Consider the following 22,177-nt stretch of genomic DNA (forward strand, 5'->3'; position numbering starts at 1 on the left):
ACAGCCCAGAGCGTGACGCAAAGTATCGACGACTACGCCCTCATCGGCGATCTGCAGACCGCCGCGCTCGTCGGCCGTGACGGATCGGTCGACTGGCTGTGCCTGCCCCGCTTCGACTCGGCCGCCTGCTTCGCCTCGATCCTCGGCGACGAGAACAACGGCCACTGGCGGATCGCCCCCAAAGGTTCCACGACCTGCGCCACGCGCCGGTACGCCGAGGACTCCCTCGTCCTGGAGACCTACTGGGAGACCCGCACCGGCACCGTCAAGGTCGTCGACTTCATGCCGCAGCGGGACAAGGCCCCGGATCTGATGCGGATCGTGGAGGGCGTCAGCGGCAGCGTCGAGATGAGCTCCGTCGTGCGGCTCCGCTTCGACTACGGCTCGGTGGTCCCCTGGATGCGGCGCACCGACGGCCACCGGGTCGCGGTCGCCGGCCCGGACGCGGTGTGGCTGCGCAGCGAACCGCCCGTGAAGACCTGGGGCCAGCAGTTCTCCACCTGCTCCTCCTTCACCGTCGCCGCCGGCGAGAAGGTGGCCTTCGTCATGACCTGGCACCCCTCGCACGAGCCCCGCCCCGCACTCATCGACCCCTACGAGGCACTGGAGCACTCCCTCGCGGACTGGCGGGAGTGGGCGTCGCTCTGCACCTACCGGGGCCCCTACCGGGAGGCGGTGCTGCGCTCCCTGATCACCCTGAAGGCGCTCACCTACGCCCCTACCGGCGGGATCGTGGCCGCCCCCACCACCTCCCTGCCGGAGGAGCTCGGCGGCGTACGGAACTGGGACTACCGGGCCTGCTGGCTGCGCGACTCCTCCCTCACCCTCGGCGCGCTGCTCTCCGCCGGATACGTCGAGGAGGCGGCCGCCTGGCGGGACTGGCTCCTCCGGTCGGTCGCGGGCGACCCGGCCGACCTGCAGATCATGTACGGGCCCGCGGGGGAGCGCCGGCTCCCCGAGACGACCCTGCCGTGGCTGCGGGGCTACGCCGACTCGGCACCGGTCCGGACCGGGAACGCGGCGGTGGACCAGTTCCAGCTCGATGTGTACGGCGAGGTCATGGACTCGCTCTACCGCGCGCGTGAGGCCGGGATCCCGGCGCAGCGGCACGCCTGGAACCTCCAGCTGAGCCTGCTCGGCTTCCTGGAGTCGACCTGGCGCGAGCCCGACGAGGGCCTGTGGGAGGTGCGCGGGCCGCGCCGCCACTTCACCCACTCGAAGGTGATGGCCTGGGTGGCCGCCGACCGGGCGGTCCGCACCCTGGAGGCGGACCCGTCGCTGCCGGGGGACGCGGCCCGGTGGCGGGCGATGCGGGACGACATCCACGCGCAGGTGTGCGCCAGGTCCTACGACCCCGTCCGGAACACCTTCACCCAGTCGTACGGGTCGCTCGAACTGGACGCGGCGACCCTCCTCATCCCCCAGGTCGGCTTCCTGCCCTCGGACGACCCCCGGGTGGTGGGCACGGTGGAGGCGGTGCGGGCGGAGCTGCTGCACGAGGGCTACGTGCGCCGGTACAGCACCGACTCGGGGGCGATCGACGGCCTGCCGGGCGGGGAGGGCACCTTCCTGGTGTGCTCGTTCTGGCTGGCGGACGCGCTCCTGCTGACCGGCAGGAAGGACGAGGCCCGCGAGCTCTTCGAACGGCTCCTGACCCTCTGCAACGACGTCGGTCTCCTCGCGGAGGAGTACGACCCGGTGACGGGCCGCCAGCTGGGCAACTTCCCGCAGGCCTTCAGTCACATCGGACTCGTGGGCACCGCCCTCGCGCTGGCCGGGGAGGATCACGACCCGGCAGGATAGGTCCATGGATCTTGGACTGAAGGACCGTGTGTACGTGGTGACCGGGGCGACGCGGGGCCTCGGGCGGGCCTCCGCCGAGGCGCTGCTCGCCGAGGGCGCGAAGGTGCTGGTCACCGGGCGGGAGGAGAAGACCGTCGCCGAGGCAGCGGCCGAGCTGGGGCCCGGCGCCGCCGGCGTCGCCGCCGACAACGGCGACCCGGAGACCCCGGCGCGGCTCATCGCCGAGGCGCGGGCCCGTTTCGGCGGCTTCGACGGCATCCTGATCAGCGTGGGCGGTCCGGCGCCCGGCTTCGCGGCGGACAACACCGACGAGCAGTGGGCGGCCGCCTTCGACACCGTCTTCCTCGGGGCGGTACGGCTGGCCCGCGCGGCCGCCGGAGCCCTCTCCGACGGCGGGGTCATCGGCTTCGTCCTGTCCGCGTCGGTCCACGAGCCGATCGAAGGTCTGACCATCTCCAACGGCCTCCGCCCCGGTCTCGCCGGCTTCGCGAAGTCCCTCGCCAACGACCTGGGCCCGCGCGGGGTGCGGGTCGTCGGACTGCTGCCGAGCCGGATCGACACGGACCGGGTGCGGTCCCTCGACGCGCTCTCCGGCGACGCGGACGCGGCCCGCGCGGCCAACGAGGCCGCCATCCCGCTGCGCCGCTACGGCACCCCGGAGGAGTTCGGGCGGACGGCGGCCTTCGTGCTGTCCCCGGCGGCCTCGTACCTGACCGGCCTGATGCTCCCGGTCGACGGCGGGGCCCGCAGCGGCTTCTGAGGGCCCGTGGCCCCGGCCCGTCGTCAGGTCACCCGCCTGGCCCGGTGCTTCACCGCCCGCAGGCGCGCCTCGGTGGGCAGGGCGGGCAGGCCCGTGGACGTACGGGCGTGGGCGAGGGCCCGGGTGCTCAGGGTGGTCAGGGCGTCCCCCGGGGAGGCGTGGGGCTCCAGGAGGAGCGCGACCCGGGTGCGGGGGGCGTCCCGGCGTCCGGTGAGGGCGACCCTGGCCCTGGCCACGCCCTCCTGGGCGGCGGCGTCCGCCTCGATCACGCCTTCGAGGGCCCGGCCGCGCAGGACGGCCTCCTCGCCGTCGCCGCTGTCGACGGCGACCTCGGCGAGCCGGGCCCGCCGGAACTGGACCAGCAGCCACCACAGGGCCAGCAGGACGACGAGCCCGAGGACGGCGATGACCACCGGCCACCACCAGCCCTCGTCCCGCCAGCGCTGCCGGTCGGCGGTGGAGAGCAGGACGTCCGAGGGACCCGACCAGGGCCACCAGGACGGCACGGACAGGTCGAGGGCCGCGGCGAGGACTCCCCCGCCGACGAGGAGGAGAAGGAGCCCGGCGAGGCCGAGCAGGGCGCGGTTGACGCGCCGGAGGACGACCGTCACCGCGCTCACCCCTTCCTGGGCGGCCGGGCCACCCGAACGTTGAGTGACGGCGGGTGGGCGAGGGCCAGTTCGTCGACGCCCGCGGCGAGAGCCGTCTCCAGGTCGGCGCGGACCTCGTCGAGCGCCCGGAAGTGCGAGACCGCCCGGACGGCCGCCTTGGAGCGGCCGACGCGCACCTTCACGGACTGCACCCCGGAGACCTCCATGGCGCGGTCGCGCAGGGCGAGGGCGGCGGCCTCCCGGTCGAGCCCGGCCCGTACGTCGGCGTGGGCGCGGCGCATCGGGAGGACGGCGCGCAGGCCCGGGGTCGCCGCCAGGACCAGGAGCCAGAGGCCGAGGAGGACCGCGAGGACGGCTCCGCCGATGATCAGGGCGTCGTCGAGCGGCCGGGTCGCGAGGGCGTCGGCGAGTTCGCGCCGCCAGGCCATGGCGGTGCGGTCGGCGCGTACGGCCGCGATGTCGTAGAGGAGCAGCCCCGTCCCGGCGAGGACCAGGGCCGCGAGCAGGGCGGCGGGGATACGGCGTACGGACCAGAAGCGCCGGACGGGGGAGGCGGGGGCGTCCTCCAGGACGGGGACGTCGTCGCGGCCGGGGTCCGGGGCGGGGGCGGGGGTCGGATCGGTTGTGGTCGTCATGACAGGCGCTCCCTCCTCGTGGCCTGCCGGGTGAGCGGGGAGTGGAGGCGCTCCACGTGGACGGTGACCTCGTGGACCTCCATGCCAACGAGTTCCTCCACGCGCGCGCGTACCCGGCCCCGGACGGCGCCGCACCGGTGGCCGACGTCGGAGGGATAGTCGAGTTCGAGGCTCACCGAGACCCGGGCGACGTCCCGGTGGACGACGACCGAGGCGTGGGGGCGCGAGCCGCCCTCGGGGACGGCGTCGAGTGCTTCCCCGGCGGCCTGGGCGGCGATCTTCGCGACGACCCGGTCGGCGATCGTGGTCGCTCCCCGGCCCCGTACGGGGTCCGGGGCCGATTCCGCTGCCATCCGTCACCGCCGCCGGTCGCCGCGTTCGCGACCCCGGAACAGGTCGCCCGGTTCGAGGTCGCCGTCGAGGAACCGTCCTGCCACGAAGCCGATGGCTCCCAATGCCGCGACCAGCACGAACGCCCCGAAGCCGCCGAAGTATCCGGCGAAGCCGAGCGCCATGCCGGCCAACAGGCCAACCACAGCCATGCTCATTCCTGACCCCTTCCTGAGGATCTTCCGGCCCCCTGTGCCCAGCCGTCAGCGGCTACTGGAGCCGCTGTTCCGGCTCCTCCTCCTCGTCGTCGGGCAGTTTGACGTCGCTGACCGCGATGTTGACCTCGACGACTTCGAGGCCCGTCATGCGTTCGACGGCGTTGATGACGTTCTCCCGGACGTCGCCGGCGACGTCCGCGATGGAGACGCCGTAGACGACCACGATCTCCAGGTCGAGCGCCGTCTGTACCTCGCCGACCTCGGCCTTCACCCCTCGGGTGGCGTTCGACTTGGCGCCGCCACCGCCGGGTACCCGGTCGCGTACGGCACCGAAGGTGCGGGAGAGGCCGCTGCCCATGGCGTGGACGCCGTCGACGTCCCGGGCGGCGAGGCCGGCGATCTTCTCGACGACTCCGTCGGCGATGGTGGTGCGGCCCCGGGAGGCCGGGTCGCCGCCACCGCGCTTGGTGACCGAGGTACGGCGCGAGTCGTCGCCGGAGGTGGCGCCGAAGTTACTGGTGTCCGTCATTGCGTTTCGCCCCTTCTGGGTTATTTCGGGGTTCTTCGCCCACACTAAGGGTGGTTACCCGCTCTCGCCCCAGGGATACGGCAGGCTGGGGTAATGACGACGAGTGACGGTTGGGCCGCGGCGGTACGTGACCGCCTCGCCCCGGGCAGGCTGTTGCCGCTCGGGACGGCGGCGGACGGGGCATGGATCACCGAGCGGGCGGCGCGCGAGGTCATGGGCCGCGCCGCCTCGGCCGTACGGGGGGTGGTGCCGGGCGAGCTGCGGATCGGCCCGGACCGGGAGGCGGAACCGGAGTCCGGGTCCGGGGAAGCGGGCCTGCGGGTCTCCGCCTCGTTCGGCGCGGTGGCCGGGCAGCCGCTGCCGGGCCTCACCGAGGCGCTCCGGGCGGCTCTGCTCGCGGCGGCCGAGGACGAACTGGGGCTCGTGACCGCGGCCGTGGACCTACGGGTGACGGAGCTCCTCGACGCGGCGCCCCCGGAGGCGGAACCGGCCGCTCCGCCGCCTGGCCGGACCTCTCCGGCGACGGACGACCCGGTGGCCCTCGCGGCGCTCGGGGTGCCGGGCGTCGCGGCGATGACGGACGCGATCGGGCCACCGGTGCGCCGGGGCCCCGACGGGGTACGGGTCGAACTGGCCGTGACGGCCGGCGCCCGTCCCCTGGACGTGGCCCGCGCCGTACGCACGGCCGTGACCGCCGCCGTCCCTCAGGAGGCCGCGGTCACGGTCGTGGTGTCGGAACTGCGCTAGAGCGGGCGGGCGTCAGTCGCCGAGGCCCGCGAGGTCGCGCAGGCGGCGGGCCTGGGCGGCGCGCTCGGCGATGCGCTGCTCCTCGTACGAGCGGCCGGCGGCACCCTGGAGGAGCGCCTTGGTCTCGATGACCGCGTCGCGCGGCGCCGCGAGCAGGGCGGCGCCGAGGTCCCGTACCGCCGCGTCGAGTTCGTCGGCGGGGACGGACAGATTGGCGAGACCGATGCGCTCGGCCTCCTCCGCGTGGACGAAGCGACCGGTGGCGCAGATCTCGAGCGCGCGGGCGTAGCCGACGAGCGAGACGAGCGGGTGCGTCCCGGTCAGGTCCGGGACGAGACCCAGGCTGGTCTCGCGCATGGCGAACTGCACGTCCTCGGCGACGACCCGCAGGTCGCAGGCGAGGGCGAGCTGGAAGCCCGCGCCGATGGCATGGCCCTGGACGGCCGCGATCGACACGAGGTCGCCACGGCGCCACCAGGTGAAGGCCTCCTGGTACTCGGCGATCACCGCGTCGAGGTCCTCGTCGGAGCCGCGCGCGAGATCGAGGAAGGACGGCTCTCCGTCGAAGCCCTCGGGCGTGAACGCCTGCCGGTCGAGTCCGGCGGAGAAGGACTTGCCCTCGCCGCGCAGCACGACGACCCGCACGCTGCCGGGCAACGACCGTCCGGCTTCTGTCAACGCCCGCCACAGAGCGGGAGACTGAGCGTTGCGCCTCGCCGGATTGGTCAGGGTCACCGTGGCAACGGCGTCCTCGACGGTGAGCCGTACACCGTCCTTGTCGAATACGAGCTCAGAGTCGTCGAGCGTAGTCATGGGGCGCCTCCGGTTCCGGTGCAGCACTGCATCCGATGCTAAGTGACTGCACAGTAACCACCTGGCCTGCCATGGGACCGACCGGGTGGCCACCGAGAGACCCGGTGGCCGGTCGAGCCGCCCCGATGTCAGGCCGAGGCTGTCTTCTTGCCCCGTGTCGCTCCGCCGCGTCCGCGCAGCGTGACTCCGGACTCGCTGAGCATCCGGTGGACGAATCCGTAGGAGCGGCCGGTTTCCTCGGCCAGCGCCCGGATGCTCGCACCGGAGTCGTACTTCTTCTTCAGGTCTGCCGCGAGCTTGTCGCGCGCGGCGCCGGTCACCCGGCTGCCCTTCTTCAGAGTCTCGGCCACCCGTGCCTCCTCATGGGAAGTGCGCTCTGGACTTCTCATGATCACCCCTCCCGTCCGTCCTGGCCACCCATTCGACAAGGTCCATGCCGCCGGGTTTGCGGATGCGTGCGGCACCGTCACGACCGGAAGCTCGCATTCCGGTGGCCTCGAAGCGCGGCTCCGGGTCCGTCGGCGCGGGAAGTGCCAGGTCAGCGACGCAGCCGGCGCACACGTACGGCGCGGGTCTGCCGGAAGGATTCGGCAGAGCACCGCGCCGGGGGGTACGAGACGCCCTCACTCAGATGAAGGATCACGCATGAGCCGAATGATTCAGCCCGGCATGATCACTCCAGGGGTTGTCCGGGTCAGGCGAGCGCGACCAGGTCCGCGTAGTCCGGGCCCCACAGGTCCTCGACGCCGTCCGGGAGCAGGATGATCCGCTCCGGTTCGAGCGCGTCGACCGCGCCCTCGTCGTGGGTGACGAGGACGACGGCGCCCTTGTAGGTGCGCAGTGCCCCGAGGATCTCCTCGCGGCTCGCGGGGTCCAGGTTGTTGGTCGGCTCGTCAAGGAGCAGCACGTTCGCCGAGGAGACGACCAGGGTGGCCAGGGCGAGCCGGGTCTTCTCGCCACCGGAGAGGACTCCGGCCGGCTTGTCGACGTCGTCGCCGGAGAAGAGGAAGGAGCCGAGCGTCTTGCGGACCTGGACGAGGTCCAGGTCGGGCGCGGCCGAGCGCATGTTCTCCAGGACGCTGCGCTCGGGGTCGAGCGTCTCGTGCTCCTGGGCGTAGTAGCCGAGCTTGAGGCCGTGGCCCGGGGTCACCTCGCCGGTGTCGGGCTTCTCGGCCCCGGCGAGCAGCCGGAGCAGCGTGGTCTTGCCCGCGCCGTTGAGGCCGAGGATGACGACGCGGGAGCCCTTGTCGATGGCGAGGTCCACATCGGTGAAGATCTCCAGCGAACCGTAGGACTTGGAGAGTCCCTCGGCGGTCAGCGGGGTCTTTCCGCAGGGCGCGGGGTCGGGGAAGCGGAGCTTGGCGACCTTGTCGGAGGCGCGTACCGCCTCGAGACCGGAGAGCAACCGCTCGGCGCGCTTGGCCATGTTCTGCGCGGCGACGGTCTTGGTGGCCTTGGCGCGCATCTTGTCGGCCTGCGTGTTGAGGGCGGCGGCCTTCTTCTCGGCGTTCTGGCGCTCGCGCTTGCGGCGCTTCTCGTCGGCCTCGCGCTGCTGCTGGTAGAGCTTCCAGCCCATGTTGTAGACGTCGATCGTGGAGCGGTTGGCGTCCAGGTAGAAGACCTTGTTCACCACGGTCTCGACGAGGTCGACGTCGTGGGAGATGACGATGAAGCCGCCGCGGTAGGACTTCAGGTAGTCGCGCAGCCAGACGATGGAGTCGGCGTCGAGGTGGTTCGTCGGCTCGTCGAGGAGGAGCGTGTCGGCGTCCGAGAACAGGATCCGGGCGAGCTCGACCCGGCGGCGCTGGCCGCCGGAGAGGGTGTGCAGCGGCTGGCCGAGGACCCGGTCGGGCAGGCCGAGGGCGGCGGCGATGGTGGAGGCCTCGGCCTCGGCCGCGTATCCGCCCTTGGTCAGGAACTCGGTCTCCTGGCGCTCGTACTGCTTCATCGCCTTGTCGCGGGTGCCGCCGGAGCCGGTGGCGATGCGCTCCTCGTTCATGCGCATCTTCTTGAGGAGGACGTCGAGGCCACGGGCGGAGAGGATCCGGTCGCGGGCCAGGACGTCGAGGTCGCCGGTGCGCGGGTCCTGCGGGAGGTAGCCGACCTCGCCGGAGCGCGTGATGGTGCCGCCGGCGGGGACGCCCTCGCCCGCGAGGCACTTGGTCAGGGTGGTCTTGCCCGCTCCGTTGCGACCGACGAGGCCGATGCGGTCGCCCTTGGCGACGCGGAAGGAAGCGGACTCGATGAGGACACGGGCGCCGGCGCGCAGCTCGATGCCGGAAGCGGTGATCACGGACAGACTCCAGGGCGGTGGGAAACGGCGGAAGGACGGCTGGTGAAGGCTTCGACGCCGCTAATGCACGGGGAGAATGGCCATACGGCCAGTCTAACGGGCCCCTGCAACTGCTTTTCGGCCACGCGGGGCACGGGGCCGCTGTCGGAGATTTCTCACTTCCCGCCGATGCTTCACAAAACGGGCGATCGGTGAGAGATGGTTCCATACTCGGCGCAGGGCGGCGGTCTCTGCCGCGGCGGTGACGCGGAGGGTGGTGGACCGTGCAGTTCGACGACGACGCCGATCTGGACCCCTCGGAGGTACGGGACGTCCGGAGCAGCCGCATCCCGGGCGGCAGGGCGACCGTCGGCGGCGGCGTCATCGGGCTCATCGCGCTGGTCCTCGGCGTGCTCTTCGGGGTGGGGCCCGATCAGCTCGGGCTCTCCGACGGCGGCGACGAGCCGGTCGCGACCTCGTCCTCCGCGGCCCAGGTGAACCAGAGCTGCAGGAAGGGCTCAGACGCCAACACCCGCGACGACTGCCGGATCGTCGCCGTCGTCAACAGCCTCCAGGACTTCTGGCGGACCGAGTACGCGCGCCGTGGCGGCACCTACGGGAACGCCGCCACCGTGATGTTCAGCCGGCGGGTCGGGACCGCGTGCGGCACCGCGACCTCGGCCGTGGGGCCCTTCTACTGCCCCGGGGACCGGCAGGTCTATCTGGACCTGGGCTTCTTCGACGAGCTGCGGACGACGTTCGGCTCGACCGGCGGGCCCTTCGCGCAGGCGTACGTGGTGGCGCACGAGTACGGCCATCACGTGCAGAACCTGATGGGGACCCTGAGCCGCGCCCAGGACGGGCGGACCGGCGCGGACTCCAACGCCGTGCGGGTCGAGCTCCAGGCCGACTGCTACGCGGGCGTGTGGGCCCGGCACGCCACCACCACCCCCGACGACCGGACGGGCCGGCCGCTGCTGACCACGCTGACGGACGCGGACATCAGGGACGGCCTGGACGCGGCCGCCGCCGTGGGCGACGACCGGATCCAGGAACGGTTCCAGGGCCGGGTGACGCCGGAGAACTGGACGCACGGCTCGGCGGCCCAGCGGCAGCAGTGGTTCCACGAGGGCTACCGGACCGGTGACATGGCCCGGTGCGACACCTTCCGCTGACTTGTCGGCGGGGACTGCCAGACTGAGACCCAGGTCACATACGGCTGCATCGAAGGGAAGTGATCGGGATGGCTGACGCCCCCCACATCTGTCCGACGCTGACGTACGAGGACGCGAAGGCGGCGATCGCCCTGCTCACGGAGGGCTTCGGCTTCGCCGCGACCGCCGTGTACGAGGCCGAGGACGGGCGGATCGCACACGCCGAGCTGTCGTACGGGAACGGCATGGTGATGCTGGGCAGCAAGGGCACCGGCAGCGAGTTCGACAAGCTGATGGCGGGCGCCGGCCCGGTGGGCGTCTTCGTCCACGTCGACGACGTGGACGAGCACCACGCGCGGGCGGTCGCCCACGGCGTCGAGATCGTGATGCCGCCCACGGACCAGGAGTACGGCTCGCGGGACTACATGGCCCGGGACGCCGAGGGCAACATCTGGAGCTTCGGGACGTACACCCCCGGCGCCGCGGAGTAGCCGGGCGCCGGGCGGGGGCGCGCGCCGGGGGTCACGCTCCCCCGGTGTGGACCTGGAAGGCGGCCCGGCGGACCGCCTTGGCCAGGGCCGGGTCCGGGTGGGCGGCGGCGAGGGCGACCAGGACCTGGACGGTACGGGGGTGGCCGACCGCCCGGATCTCGTCGAGCAGTGCCGGGACGGTGCCCTGCACGGCGGAGTCGAGGTGCCGGACGAGGAGTTCGCTCTCACCGTGGTCGGCGACGGCCGCCGCCGTGTCCACCCAGAGCCAGGTCGACTCCTCGCGGGTGAGGACCTCCTGGGCGTCGTCGGGGTCGGCGCCCTCGTACTCCGCGAGCCAGAGCAGCGCGTACGGCCGCAGCGAGGGTTCGGCGACGGTGGCCCGCACCTCGGCCTCCGCGGGGGCTCCGACGACCCGGAGCGCCTCGAAGGCGAGGCCGCGCAGCAGGGCGTCCTCACCCCGGGCGACGGTGAGGAGTTCGCTCACGGCGCTGGAGAGGGTGCGGGCCGCAAGCCAGGCGCGGTACTCGGCGCGGGCCGGGCCGGGGGTGAGCCGGGCGCAGCCGCGGAGCATGTCCCCCGCGGACTGCTCGATGTTGCCGGCGGGGCTCTGCGCGGCGACGCAGATCTGCTCCAGCTTGACCCAGACCGCCCAGTTGCCGAGCGGGGTGAGGGTCGCGTGTCGCCCCTCCGCACCGGCGTCGAGGGTGAGCGCGCCGACGGCCGCCAGGCCTTCGAGCGCCCAGTCGAGGAGGGCCGGAAGCCCCTCGGTGCCGTGGTCGGCGGCGAGGGCGCCGGCGGCCTCGGGGGCCGGGTCGGCGGCGAGGGCGCCGGCGGCCTCGGGGGCCGGGTCGGCGGCGAGGGCGCCGGCGGCCTCGGGGGCCGGGTCGGCGGCCGGGACCTCGCACCGCTCCTCGCGGAGCTCCTCCACGCGCTGGCCGAGCAGGTCGAGAAGGGCGGGGACGAGGACCGGGCCCTGGGAGAGCTGGAGCAGCGAGAGCACCTGCGGGACGGCCTCGACGACCTCGGCGACGGCGCTGGGCTCGACACCCTCGGGAGCCGGGTGGACCAGGGACCAGGCGTCGAAGAGGGCGACCCAGCCGCGCAGTACGGCGGAGTCGTCGCGATCCCAGGCGTGCAGCCGCCAGCCGGGGCGGGCGGTGTCGCCGTGGAGCTCGACGAGCCCGGCGAGCCGGGCGCGGTCCCAGCCGGCCCGGATCTGGCCGGGCGTCAGGTCCAGCGCGGCCGCGGCCCGTTCCTGGGCGGTGACGGGCCCGGAGCCGGTGCGGGGGGTCGCGTCGGCGCCGCGCTCGACGGCGGCCCAGCGGGCGATCCGTACGGCGTCGGCGAGGACCTGCCGGGCCTGGCGGGCGAGTTCCGCGCGGGGCGGAGTGCCCTCGGGCGGCCGCGGCGCCGGGCGGGTGCGCCGGGTCGTCACGGCCCGTCGGGCGGTGGCGAGGGCCCGTGGGCGGACGAGTCGGAGTCTGGAGTTGCGCGCCAATGGTTCATCGGGCTTTCGAGACGTCACGGGGGCAGTCTTCCCGCTGACGGCCCGAAAACCCAATCGGAATGGACCGGCCCGCCGGAACGGGCGCGGGGAGGGAGCCTCGTGCAGGGCCCGGTGGAGGCTCCGGCGGAAGGTTCCGCAGGTGGTTCCGGGCGCGGTGCCGGGCCCGTTCTAGAGGAGCGGTGTGAGGAAGCGGCGCAGGCACTCCTCGTAGCGGACGGGGTCCGCGTTCCACATGGCCGCGTGCGGGGCGTGCCGGACGGTCTGCGACGAGACCAGGTCGGGGCGGCGGGCGGCGAGTTCGAGGGACGGTTCCCAGGGGGCGATGGTGTCGTCGGGGCCGTGCAGGAGGAGGACCGGGACGCGCAGGGCGTCGGGCGCCGAGGCGGCCCTGAGCAGATCGCCGTGCGGGCCGGTCCTGCCCTGGGCGGCGCGGACGGCGAGCGGGAGCAGCGGCGCCGGGACGTGGCGGGCCGCGGCGAGGTTGCGGACGGTGGCCTCCCAGTCCAGGACGGGGGAGTCGAGGACGAGGCCGGCGATCCGGTCGCGCACCCCCGACTCGGCGGCGGCGCGCAGGGCCATGGAGGCGCCGGTCCCCCAGCCGTGCAGGACGACGGAGTCCGCGCCCCGGCGGACGGCGTAGCGGATGGCCGCGTCGACGTCGCGCCACTCGGAGTCGCCGAACCGCGCCAGGCCGTCCCGGACGGCGGGCGCCCCTTCGTCGCCGCGGTAGGCGGGGAGGAGGACGGGGACCCTGCGGCGCGTGTAGAAGGGGACGACGTTCAGCGGGTGCTCGCGGGTGGTGCCGAGGCCGTGCAGGGCGATCACCCAGGTCGGGCGGGGACCGGGCACCAGCCAGGCGGGGAGGGGGCCGAGCTCGCCGGGGATCTCGACGTCCTCGTGGGCGAGCCCGAGGGCGCCGAGCGGTGTGCCGCGGTGCAGCTGGGGGGTGAACCGGACGCGGGCGCCGGGGCCGAGCGCCCCGAGTTCGACCCGTTCCAGCCGCCGGACGACGGTGTCGGCGGTGTGCGGGACCCGGTCGAGGACGGGGCCGACGACGGCGTGGAGGCGGGGGCCTTCGAGGCCGTACGTTCCGGGGCGCAGCGAGGCCAGGCTGCGGGTGAGGGTGATCCGCTCGGGGCCGACGGTGTGCACGGTGAGTCGTGGGTCCCCGGGCAGGGGAGGTCCGGACGGCGCCTTGAGGGCGACGTCGCTGGCGTACCGGCCGGCCGCGACCGCGGCCGCGCCGACACCGAGCAGGGTGGTGACGGCTGCTGCCGTCGCTGTAGCCGGGCGCACGCTCCCCAGTCTCGGCAGGGAGGGCCCGAGCTGCCACCGGACGGACCCGTGCGGGGGGAGGCAGGGATCATTTCCGGCCACTGCGTTGAGTGACGCGACCCCTCCGGGCCACTCCGGGGAGTGACATGGGTCTCCTTCGTGGGGTCGCCCGGTCGGGTGGCGCGGTCCAGGGAGCGGAACCGGGTGGCGGGGGAGGAACCGGGGCAGGTCGCCTATGCCTGGTGAAAGCCGGGATTACCCGGGGTTGCGGGTGCCCGCATCGTGGACGGCTCGCGCGCCCGGACCGTAAGCGGAATCCCTTGACACCGGATCGGGACACCACAACGCCCGACCCAGTTCACCTTCCGTTCACTCAGGTTGCCTACGTTCGGCTAGCCACTGACGTCAAACGATTGCCTGGGTAAATGGAACACATCACGCTGCTGCTCGCCATTGTGGTCGTGACAGCTCTCGTGTTCGATTTCACGAACGGTTTCCACGACACCGCGAACGCGATGGCCACGACCATCTCGACCGGCGCTCTCAAACCGAAGACGGCGGTGGCCATGTCCGCCGTGCTGAACCTCGTCGGCGCGTTCCTGTCCGTGGAGGTCGCCAAGACGATCTCCGGCGGGATCATCAACGAAGAGGGCATTCGCACAGAAGTGATCTTCGCGGCGCTCGTGGGCGCCATCCTGTGGAACCTGCTGACCTGGCTCCTCGGCCTGCCGTCCAGCTCCTCCCACGCGCTCTTCGGCGGCCTCATCGGCGCCGCGGTCATGTCGGCGGGCTGGTCCGCGGTCAACGGTCCGACCATCGTCACCAAGGTCCTGATCCCGGCCATCGCCGCGCCGCTCGTCGCCGGTCTCGCCGCGATGCTGGCCACCCGGCTGACGTACAAGATCGGTGCCAAGACCGACGAGAAGCACACCGCCAAGGGCTACCGGGTCGGCCAGATCGCCTCCGCGGGTCTCGTCTCCCTCGCCCACGGCACCAACGACGCCCAGAAGACGATGGGCATCATCACCCTGGCCCTGGTCACCCAGGGCGTCGTCGCCCCCGGCTCCAACCCGCCCCTCTGGGTCATCGTCTCCGCCGGCGTCGCGATCGCCCTTGGCACCTACCTCGGCGGCTGGCGCATCATCCGCACCATGGGCAAGGGCCTCACCGACCTCCAGCCGCAGCAGGGCTTCGCCGCCCAGACCAGCGCCGCGACGGTCATCCTGGCCTCCTCGCACCTCGGCTTCTCCCTCTCCACCACCCAGTCCTGCTCGGGTGCCGTGATGGGCGCCGGTCTCGGCCGCAAGGGCGGGGTCGTCCGCTGGTCGACCGCGACCCGGATGTTCGTCGCCTGGGGTCTGACCCTGCCCGCCGCGGGCCTGGTCGGCGCCGGTGCCGAGTTCCTCACCAAGCAGGGACCCTGGGGCATCGCCGCCGTCGCGGTCCTGCTGGTCGGCGGATCGGCCGTCATCTGGTCGCTCTCCCGCCGCAAGCCGGTCGACCACCACAACGTCACCGCCGACGACCTCGACGCCGAGCCCGCGGGTGTGGTGACCACCGCCATGGCGGCCGTCACCCCGCCGCCGCCGGCCGGTTCCGTCGCCGCCGTCACGGACGAGGACCTCAAGACCACCATCCCCGCGCCGGCTCCCACCGACCCGGCCGCTCCCCCGGCCCCCGCCGCAACGGTCTAAGGAACGAACGACATGAAGATCGACTGGGCAGCCCTCGGCTCCGTCTTCGGAGTCAGCCTCGTGGCGACCGTCGCCCTCGTGGGCCTCTTCACCCTCGGCATCATCGGCCTCTCCAAGCAGGAGCAGGCCGCCGCGCAGGGAGGCTCCGCCGCCCTGGCCCGCACCGGCGCCTACGCGTGCTTCGCCCTGTGCCTCACGGCCGTCGCGTACGGCATCTACCTGATCGTCGTCTGACGGTCCCGCAGGACACCGGCCGGGCGGTCCGTACCTTCGGGTACGGGCCGCCCGGCCGTCGTGTCTGTGGCGCTTCGCACAGTGACGCGGTGCAGGTCAAGGTGAGTTGACGGCTGTTCTCGGGGCGTGGTGGACTGCCGAGGCCATTACGGCGGCAGCAGAGGAAGTCCGGTGCGAATCCGGCGCGGTCCCGCCACTGTGACCGGATCCAAGGGGTCCGGGAGTCAGGAACTCTCGCCGCCGGTCACGTCGATCCAGGGCGCGGACCCTGAGTGAGGACATGCGCCATGCCCGGCCGCAGAAGAACCAGCCGCCTCTCCCCGGACCGATTCGCGTACGGAGCGGCCGCCGGTCTCGCCGTCGACCTGCTCGTCGGAGACCCCCGCCGTGGACACCCCGTCGCCGCGTTCGGCCGGGCGGCCGCCGCGGTCGAACAGCGCCTCCACCACGACCACCGAGGCTGGGGCGCCCTGCACACCGCCGTCTGCGTCGGCTCCACCGCCGCCCTGGGCGCGCTCGCCGCACGGGCCGTACGCAACCGGCCGACCGCCGCCGTGGCCCTGACCGCCGCCTCCGTCTGGGCCGTCGTCGGCGGTACGACCCTGGGCCGGGAGGCCCGCGCGATCGGCGGGGCGCTCGCCGCGGGGGACCTGGAGGTGGCCCGGGAACGGCTGCCGCACCTGTGCGGACGCGACCCGCAGTCCCTCGACGGACCGGCGATGGCACGCGCGGTCGTCGAATCGGTCGCCGAGAACACCTCCGACGCCGTGGTCGGCGCCCTCTTCTGGGGCGCGGTCGCGGGCGTGCCCGGTCTGCTCGGCTTCCGGGCCGTCAACACCCTGGACGCGATGGTCGGCCACAAGTCCCCCCGCCACCGCCGCTTCGGCTGGGCCTCGGCCCGGCTCGACGACCTCGCCGGCTGGCCCGGGGCGCGGCTGACGGCCGCGCTCACCACCGTCGCCGGCGGGAACCCGCGCGGGGCCGTCCGGGCCTGGCGGGCGGACGCCCCGCAGCACCCCAGTCCCAACGCCGGGCCCGTGGAGGCGTCCTTCGCGGGCGCGCTCGGCGTACGGCTCGGGGGGACCCTCTCGTACGCCGGCCGGGTCGAACACCGGCCGGTGCTCAACGGGGAGGGGCGGCCCGTCGAGGTCGCCGACATCGACCGGGCGGTCCGGCTGTCCCGCCGGGTCACCGCACTGACCCTGGCCGCCTGCGTGGGCGGCCGGCTGATCGTGAGCGCGCTGAAGCGGAGGAACGCATGAGGGGTGGGGGGCTGCTCGTCGCCGGGACCACGTCCGACGCCGGCAAGAGCGTCGTGACGGCCGGCATCTGCCGCTGGCTGGTCCGCAAGGGCCTGAAGGTGGCGCCGTTCAAGGGACAGAACATGTCCCTCAACTCCTTCGTGACCCGTGAGGGCGCCGAGATCGGGCGGGCCCAGGCCATGCAGGCGCAGGCCGCCCGCGTCGAACCGACCGCGCTGATGAACCCGGTGCTGCTCAAGCCGGGCAGCGACCGGTCCAGCCAGGTCGTCCTGATGGGCAAGCCGGTGGGGGAACTGAGCGCGAAGGGCTATCACGGGGGACGGCAGAAGGAACTGTTCGAGCCGGTGATGGCGTGCCTGGAGGAACTCCGGGGCATGTACGACGCCGTGATCTGCGAGGGCGCGGGCAGCCCGGCCGAGATCAACCTGCGGCGCACGGACATCGTCAACATGGGCATCGCCCGGGCCGCGCGGCTGCCCGTGGTCGTGGTCGGGGACATCGACAGGGGCGGCGTCTTCGCCCAGTTCTTCGGCACGACGGCGCTGCTGAGCCCCGAGGACCAGTCGCTCGTCGCCGGGTACCTCGTGAACAAGTTCCGGGGTGACGTGACCCTGCTCGAACCGGGGCTCGACATGCTCCACGGGCTGACCGGGCGCCGGACCTTCGGCGTCCTGCCGTACGCGCACGGGCTCGGCATCGACGAGGAGGACGGCCTCCGGGTGTCGCTGCGCGGCACCGTCCGCGAGTCCGTCGTGGCGCCGCCGGTCGGCGCGGACATCCTGCGGGTCGCCGTCTGCGCCGTACCGCTGATGTCCAACTTCACGGACGTCGACGCGCTGGCGGCCGAGCCGGGCGTGGTCGTCCGGTTCGTCGACCGGCCCGAGGAACTCGTCGACGCGGACCTCGTCGTCGTGCCCGGCACGCGCGGCACGGTCAGGGCGCTGGCGTGGCTGCGGGAGCGGGGCCTTGCGGACGAGCTGGCCCGCCGCGCGGCCGCGGGGCTGCCCGTGCTCGGGATCTGTGGCGGCTTCCAGATCCTCGGCGAGCACATCGAGGACCAGGTCGAGTCGCGGGCGGGCGCCGTCGACGCGCTCGGACTGCTGCCCGTACGGGTCCGGTTCGCGCCCGGTAAGACCCTCGCCCGGCCGGTCGGCGTGGCGCTCGGGGAACGGGCCGAGGGGTACGAGATCCACCACGGGGTCGCCTCGGTGGACGGCGGGGAGCCGTTCTTCTCCGATGACACGGGACGCGCTCTCGACGGCTGCCGGGTCGGCTCCGTCTGGGGCACCCACTGGCACGGCTCCCTGGAGAGCGACGGGTTCCGGCGGGCGTTCCTGCGGGAGGTCGCGGCGGCGGCCGGGCGGCGGTTCGTGCCGGCGCCGGACACGTCGTTCGGGGCGCTGCGCGAGGAACAGCTCGACCGGCTGGGCGACCTGATCGAGGAGCACGCGGACACGGACGCGCTGCTGCGGCTGATCGAGGAGGGGGCCCCGGCGGGCCTGCCGTTCGTGCCGCCGGGGGCGCCGTGAGCGCGGGGGCAAGTCGGGCCGGAGGCCCGGCCGCGAGTAGGCGGGGGCGTGTACGGCCTCCGGGCGTGCGGGGGTTCTCACCCGCATCACCCGAACCACGTGTCGAGAACAGTGCGGGTGGCCCCTGTGGGCGGCCACCCGCCGGCGGCGGCCGCGGGCCGTCGTGCGAACCTCAGCGATCCGAAGGAGTGACCACCCGATGAGCACCCGGTATCCGTTCACCGCCGTCGTCGGCATGGACGACCTGCGGCTCGCGCTGCTCCTGAACGCCGTCAGCCCCGCCGTGGGCGGTGTCCTCGTGCGGGGGGAGAAGGGGACCGCGAAGTCCACCGCCGTCCGGGCGCTCGCCGGTCTGCTGCCGGCCGTGCCGGTCGTGCCGGGCTGCCGGTTCAGCTGCGACCCGGGCTCGCCCGACCCCGGCTGCCCCGACGGACCGCACGACGAGGCCCCCGGGGCCGCACGGGCCGCGCGGATGGTCGAGCTGCCCGTCGGCGCGTCCGAGGACCGGCTCGTCGGTGCGCTCGACATCGAGCGGGCGCTCGCCGACGGCGTGAAGGCCTTCGAGCCGGGGCTCCTCGCGGACGCCCACCGGGGCATCCTGTACGTCGACGAGGTCAACCTGCTCCACGACCACCTCGTCGACCTCCTGCTCGACGCCGCCGCCATGGGCTCCTCCTACGTCGAGCGCGAAGGCGTCTCCGTACGGCATGCCGCCCGGTTCCTGCTCGTCGGGACCATGAACCCCGAAGAGGGCGAACTGCGGCCGCAGTTGCTCGACCGGTTCGGGCTCACGGTGGAGGTCGCCGCGTCGCGCGAGCCCGAGCAGCGGGTCGAGGTCGTCCGGCGACGGCTCTCCTTCGAGGACGACCCGGCCGCGTTCGCCGCGCGCTGGGCGGGCGAGGAGGCCGAGCTGCGCGACCGGATCGCCGCCGCCCGCGCGCTGCTGCCGCGGGTGACGCTCGGGGACGCCGTCCTGCTCCAGATCGCCGCGACCTGCGCCGCGTTCGAGGTGGACGGGATGCGCGCCGACATCGTCATGGCCCGCACCGCGACCGCGCTCGCCGCGTGGGCGGGACGCACCGACGTCACGTCCGACGACGTACGGCAGGCCGCACTCCTCGCCCTCCCCCACCGGCGGCGGCGCTCGCCCTTCGACGCGCCCGGCCTCGACGAGGAGAAGCTCGACGAGACCCTGGAGCGGTTCAAGGGCGAGGAGCCCGACCAGGACCCGGAGCCGGACGGCCCGGGTGACGGCGGTCCCGGGGACGGCGGTGACGGTGGTGACGGCGGGCCCGGCGGGGGCGTTCCGCCGCAGGGCGAGGGCCCCGCGCCCGACGACGTACCGGCTCCCGAGGACGTACCCGCTCCCCAGGAGTCCCCGGAGCCGGCGCCCGCCCCGCAGGGCTCGCCCTCCGGTGCGGGCGAGCGCGCCGCCGTCAAGGCCGCCGAACCCTTCCGTACGAAGGTGCTGAGCGTGCCCGGTCTCGGCGAGGGCGCGGCCGGGCGCCGCTCCCGGGCCCGCACCGAGCACGGCCGTACGACCGGATCCGTACGCCCGCGCGGGGCGCTGACCAGGCTGCACCTGGCCGCGACCGTGCAGGCCGCCGCCCCGCACCAGAAGGCCCGCGGCCGGACCGGTCCCGGGCTCGTGGTGCGGCGGGACGACCTGCGGCAGGCGACCCGGGAGGGACGGGAGGGGAACCTGGTGCTGTTCGCCGTGGACGCCTCCGGTTCGATGGCGGCCCGGCAGCGGATGAGCGCCGTCAAGGGCGCCGTCCTCTCGCTGCTGCTCGACGCCTACCAGCGGCGCGACAAGGTCGGCCTGATCACCTTCCGGGGCCGGGACGCCGAGGTCGCCCTGCCGCCGACCTCGTCCGTGGACGCGGCCGCCGCGCGCCTGGAGAAGCTCCCGACCGGCGGCCGTACGCCGCTCTCGGCCGGGCTCCTCAAGGCCCATGACGTCCTGCGGGTCGAGCGGCTCAGGGACCCCTCGCGCCGCCCGCTGCTCGTCGTCGTGACCGACGGGCGGGCCACCGGCGGCGGCGCCGACCCGGTGGCGCTCGCCTGCCGCGCGGCGCGGCTGCACGCGTCCGAGGGCACGGCGTCCGTCGTCGTGGACTGCGAGACGGGACCGGTGCGGCTCGGGCTCGCCGGCGAACTCGCCCGTGAACTCGGCGGCACCGCCGTCACCCTGGACGAACTGCGGGCCGACTCCATCGCCGGCCTCGTCAGGGACGTCCAGGGAATTCGGAAGACCACTGCCGGGAAGACCACTGCCAGGAGGGCCGCTTAATGCCGCAGGGACAGCCGACCGTCGTACCCGACGACGGTCTCACCACCCGCCAGCGCCGCAACCGCGCCCTGGTGATGGTGCACACGGGCGTCGGCAAGGGGAAGTCGACCGCCGCGTTCGGCATGGCGCTGCGCGCCTGGAACCAGGGCTGGCCGATCGGGGTGTTCCAGTTCGTCAAGTCCGCCAAGTGGAAGGTCGGCGAGGAGAACGCCCTCAAGGCGCTCGGCGAGACCGGCAAGGGCGGCACCGTCACCTGGAACAAGATGGGTGAGGGCTGGTCCTGGATCCAGCGCGAGGTCGCCGAGGGCGAGCAGTCGCACGAGGACAAGGCCCGGGAGGGCTGGGAGCAGGTCAAGCGGGACCTCGCGGAGGAGAAGTACCGGTTCTACGTCCTCGACGAGTTCGCCTACCTGCTGCACTGGGGCTGGATCGACGTCAAGGAGGTCGTGGAGGTCCTGCGCGACCGTCCCGGGCAGCAGCACGTCGTCATCACCGGGCGCAACGCGCCGCAGGAGCTCGTCGACTTCGCCGACCTCGTCACCGACATGTCCAAGGTCAAGCACCCGATGGACGCCGGTCAGAAGGGCCAGCGGGGCGTCGAGTGGTAGCACGTCTCGTCATCGCCGCGCCGTCGTCGGGAGCGGGCAAGACCACGGTCGCGACCGGCCTGATGGCCGCCTTCGCCGGCCGTGGTCTGGCCGTCTCCCCGCACAAGGTCGGCCCGGACTACATCGACCCCGGCTACCACGCCCTTGCGACCGGCCGCCCCGGCCGCAACCTCGACGCCTACATGTGCGGTACGGGGCTGATCGCACCGCTCTTCGCGCACGGCGCGCGCGGCTGCGACCTGGCCGTGGTCGAAGGAGTCATGGGCCTGTACGACGGAGCCGCCGACCAGGGCGAACTCGCCTCCACCGCACAGGTGTCGAAACTGCTCAGGGCGCCGGTGGTCCTGGTCGTCGACGCGTCCTCGCAGTCGCGGTCGGTGGCGGCGCTCGTGCACGGCTTCGCGTCCTGGGACCCGGAGGTGCGGATCGGGGGCGTGATCCTCAACAAGGTCGCCACCGATCGGCACGAGCACCTGCTGCGGGAGGCGCTCGGGGAGTCCGGGGTGCCGGTGCTCGGGGTGCTGCGGCGGGCGCCCGCCGTGGCGACTCCGTCGCGGCACCTGGGGCTCGTGCCGGTGGCCGAGCGGCAGGCCGCTGCGGTCTCCGCCGTCGCGGCGCAGGCGGAGCAGGTGCGGGCCGGATGCGATCTGGAGGCGCTGCTCGCGCTCGCGCGGTCGGCGCCCGAGCTGCACGCCGAGCCGTGGGTGCCCGAGGTCGTGGGTTCGCGCGCCGGTGACCCCGGTGAGCCCGTCCTCGCGCGGACCGCGTCCGGGGGGATTCCCGTCGCCGGGCGCGCGCCCGCTCCCAGGGTCGCCGTCGCCGGCGGCGCCGCCTTCACGTTCTCGTACGCCGAGCACGCCGAACTGCTCACCGCCGCCGGGGCCGAGGTCGTGACCTTCGATCCGCTGCGGGACGTGTCGCTTCCCGAGGGGACGGGCGGGCTCGTCATAGGCGGCGGCTTCCCCGAGGTGTACGGGGCCGAGCTGTCCGCCAACGAGCCCTTGCGGAAGGCCGTCGCCGAACTCGCCCGCGCGGGGGCGCCGATCGCGGCCGAGTGCGCCGGACTGCTGTATCTGGCGCGGTCGCTGGACGGGCGGCCGATGTGCGGGGTCCTCGACGCCGACGCGCGGATGTCGGAGCGGCTGACGCTCGGGTACCGGGACGCCGTCGCCGTGAGCGACAGCGTGCTCGCTCCGACCGGGGCGCGGATGCGGGGGCACGAGTTCCACCGGACGGTGATCGAGCCGGGCGCCGGGGCGCAGGCCGCCTGGGGGCTGCGGCAGCCGGAGCGGCGCGTCGAGGGTTTCGTCCAGGGAGGCGTGCACGCCAGTTACGTGCACACCCACTGGGCGGGGGCCCCCGACGTGGCCGCGCGGTTCGTCGAGCGGTGCGCGGGCGGTCCGGTCGCGTGA

General features: G+C 73.8%; 22 protein-coding genes and 1 riboswitch. Of the genes, 12 read left to right on the forward strand and 10 right to left on the reverse strand.

Going from position 1 to position 22,177, the window contains the following annotated elements; genetic code table 11:
- Nucleotides 1–12 precede the first annotated feature (12 nt).
- A complete protein-coding gene (locus ABZ567_RS00210) occupies nucleotides 13–1,803 on the forward strand; it encodes a glycoside hydrolase family 15 protein (protein ID WP_360782550.1) in 1,791 nt (596 codons plus the stop codon).
- 4 nt (nucleotides 1,804–1,807) lie between these two features.
- On the forward strand, nucleotides 1,808–2,563 hold the full coding sequence (locus ABZ567_RS00215) for an SDR family oxidoreductase (protein ID WP_360782553.1): 756 nt from the start codon (nucleotides 1,808–1,810) through the stop codon (nucleotides 2,561–2,563).
- A gap of 23 nt (nucleotides 2,564–2,586) precedes the next feature.
- Here the strand turns inward: ABZ567_RS00215 and amaP are convergent, their stop codons facing one another.
- From amaP to ABZ567_RS00240, 5 genes are read right to left on the reverse strand one after another with little or no spacing between them, the layout of a single operon-like run.
- Nucleotides 2,587–3,174 carry an alkaline shock response membrane anchor protein AmaP gene (gene amaP / locus ABZ567_RS00220; RefSeq protein ID WP_360782556.1) on the reverse strand — a complete coding sequence of 196 codons (588 nt, stop codon included), beginning with the start codon at nucleotides 3,172–3,174 and terminating at the stop codon, nucleotides 2,587–2,589.
- A 5-nt stretch (nucleotides 3,175–3,179) separates the two neighbouring features.
- Nucleotides 3,180–3,809: a DUF6286 domain-containing protein gene (locus ABZ567_RS00225; protein ID WP_360782559.1), complete on the reverse strand. Its 630-nt coding sequence runs from the start codon at nucleotides 3,807–3,809 to the stop codon at nucleotides 3,180–3,182.
- Nucleotides 3,806–4,162 (reverse strand): hypothetical protein, encoded by a 357-nt coding sequence (locus ABZ567_RS00230; protein WP_360782562.1) that lies wholly within the window; start codon nucleotides 4,160–4,162, stop codon nucleotides 3,806–3,808. Before ABZ567_RS00230 ends, ABZ567_RS00225 begins: the two co-directional genes overlap by 4 nt.
- Before the next feature lie 3 nt (nucleotides 4,163–4,165).
- Nucleotides 4,166–4,357: a hypothetical protein gene (locus tag ABZ567_RS00235; protein WP_360782565.1), complete on the reverse strand. Its 192-nt coding sequence runs from the start codon at nucleotides 4,355–4,357 to the stop codon at nucleotides 4,166–4,168.
- A 52-nt stretch (nucleotides 4,358–4,409) separates the two neighbouring features.
- Entirely contained in the window at nucleotides 4,410–4,886 is a 477-nt protein-coding gene (locus tag ABZ567_RS00240) for an Asp23/Gls24 family envelope stress response protein (protein ID WP_360782568.1), read from the reverse strand.
- Nucleotides 4,887–4,979: 93 nt separating this feature from the next.
- Between ABZ567_RS00240 and ABZ567_RS00245 the strand changes: the two genes are divergently transcribed.
- Nucleotides 4,980–5,633: a hypothetical protein gene (locus ABZ567_RS00245; protein WP_360782571.1), complete on the forward strand. Its 654-nt coding sequence runs from the start codon at nucleotides 4,980–4,982 to the stop codon at nucleotides 5,631–5,633.
- A gap of 12 nt (nucleotides 5,634–5,645) precedes the next feature.
- Here the strand turns inward: ABZ567_RS00245 and ABZ567_RS00250 are convergent, their stop codons facing one another.
- The 3 genes from ABZ567_RS00250 to ABZ567_RS00260 form a co-directional block, all read right to left on the reverse strand.
- Nucleotides 5,646–6,446, reverse strand: a complete 801-nt coding sequence (locus tag ABZ567_RS00250) for an enoyl-CoA hydratase/isomerase family protein (RefSeq protein WP_360782574.1) — start codon at nucleotides 6,444–6,446, stop codon at nucleotides 5,646–5,648.
- A 128-nt stretch (nucleotides 6,447–6,574) separates the two neighbouring features.
- Nucleotides 6,575–6,796 (reverse strand): helix-turn-helix domain-containing protein, encoded by a 222-nt coding sequence (locus tag ABZ567_RS00255; protein ID WP_005477683.1) that lies wholly within the window; start codon nucleotides 6,794–6,796, stop codon nucleotides 6,575–6,577.
- 344 nt (nucleotides 6,797–7,140) lie between these two features.
- On the reverse strand, nucleotides 7,141–8,739 hold the full coding sequence (locus ABZ567_RS00260; RefSeq protein WP_360782578.1) for an ABC-F family ATP-binding cassette domain-containing protein: 1,599 nt from the start codon (nucleotides 8,737–8,739) through the stop codon (nucleotides 7,141–7,143).
- 263 nt (nucleotides 8,740–9,002) lie between these two features.
- Between ABZ567_RS00260 and ABZ567_RS00265 the strand changes: the two genes are divergently transcribed.
- Both ABZ567_RS00265 and ABZ567_RS00270 read left to right on the forward strand, forming a co-directional pair.
- Nucleotides 9,003–9,893: a neutral zinc metallopeptidase gene (locus tag ABZ567_RS00265; RefSeq protein WP_360782581.1), complete on the forward strand. Its 891-nt coding sequence runs from the start codon at nucleotides 9,003–9,005 to the stop codon at nucleotides 9,891–9,893.
- A 68-nt stretch (nucleotides 9,894–9,961) separates the two neighbouring features.
- Entirely contained in the window at nucleotides 9,962–10,363 is a 402-nt protein-coding gene (locus ABZ567_RS00270) for a VOC family protein (RefSeq protein ID WP_360782583.1), read from the forward strand.
- A gap of 31 nt (nucleotides 10,364–10,394) precedes the next feature.
- Here the strand turns inward: ABZ567_RS00270 and ABZ567_RS00275 are convergent, their stop codons facing one another.
- Both ABZ567_RS00275 and ABZ567_RS00280 read right to left on the reverse strand, forming a co-directional pair.
- The gene (locus ABZ567_RS00275; RefSeq protein WP_360784958.1) at nucleotides 10,395–11,798 is read right to left on the reverse strand and encodes a hypothetical protein; all 1,404 of its coding nucleotides are present in this window, start codon (nucleotides 11,796–11,798) and stop codon (nucleotides 10,395–10,397) included.
- Between the two features lie 240 nt (nucleotides 11,799–12,038).
- Entirely contained in the window at nucleotides 12,039–13,166 is a 1,128-nt protein-coding gene (locus ABZ567_RS00280; protein ID WP_360782586.1) for a hypothetical protein, read from the reverse strand.
- 404 nt (nucleotides 13,167–13,570) lie between these two features.
- On the opposite strand from ABZ567_RS00280, the gene ABZ567_RS00285 reads away from it, so the two are divergent.
- From ABZ567_RS00285 to ABZ567_RS00315, 7 genes are all read left to right on the forward strand, one after another.
- Nucleotides 13,571–14,839: an inorganic phosphate transporter gene (locus tag ABZ567_RS00285; protein WP_360782589.1), complete on the forward strand. Its 1,269-nt coding sequence runs from the start codon at nucleotides 13,571–13,573 to the stop codon at nucleotides 14,837–14,839.
- 12 nt (nucleotides 14,840–14,851) lie between these two features.
- Nucleotides 14,852–15,073 carry a hypothetical protein gene (locus ABZ567_RS00290; RefSeq protein ID WP_360782592.1) on the forward strand — a complete coding sequence of 74 codons (222 nt, stop codon included), beginning with the start codon at nucleotides 14,852–14,854 and terminating at the stop codon, nucleotides 15,071–15,073.
- Between the two features lie 121 nt (nucleotides 15,074–15,194).
- Nucleotides 15,195–15,327, forward strand: a riboswitch (cobalamin riboswitch).
- A 33-nt stretch (nucleotides 15,328–15,360) separates the two neighbouring features.
- Nucleotides 15,361–16,335, forward strand: coding sequence for a cobalamin biosynthesis protein (locus ABZ567_RS00295; RefSeq protein ID WP_360782595.1), 975 nt, complete (start codon nucleotides 15,361–15,363; stop codon nucleotides 16,333–16,335).
- A complete protein-coding gene (locus ABZ567_RS00300; RefSeq protein WP_360782598.1) occupies nucleotides 16,332–17,864 on the forward strand; it encodes a cobyric acid synthase in 1,533 nt (510 codons plus the stop codon). The genes ABZ567_RS00295 and ABZ567_RS00300 overlap by 4 nt, the downstream gene beginning before the upstream one ends.
- Nucleotides 17,865–18,063: 199 nt before the next feature.
- Nucleotides 18,064–20,157: a putative cobaltochelatase gene (locus ABZ567_RS00305; protein WP_360782601.1), complete on the forward strand. Its 2,094-nt coding sequence runs from the start codon at nucleotides 18,064–18,066 to the stop codon at nucleotides 20,155–20,157.
- Nucleotides 20,157–20,765, forward strand: coding sequence for a cob(I)yrinic acid a,c-diamide adenosyltransferase (cobO, locus tag ABZ567_RS00310; protein WP_360782604.1), 609 nt, complete (start codon nucleotides 20,157–20,159; stop codon nucleotides 20,763–20,765). Before ABZ567_RS00305 ends, cobO begins: the two co-directional genes overlap by 1 nt.
- Complete coding sequence (locus tag ABZ567_RS00315; RefSeq protein ID WP_360782607.1) at nucleotides 20,759–22,177, forward strand: cobyrinate a,c-diamide synthase; 1,419 nt, start codon at nucleotides 20,759–20,761, stop codon at nucleotides 22,175–22,177. Before cobO ends, ABZ567_RS00315 begins: the two co-directional genes overlap by 7 nt.

This window comes from Streptomyces sp. NPDC016459, from assembly GCF_040632845.1.
Classification (GTDB): domain Bacteria; phylum Actinomycetota; class Actinomycetes; order Streptomycetales; family Streptomycetaceae; genus Streptomyces.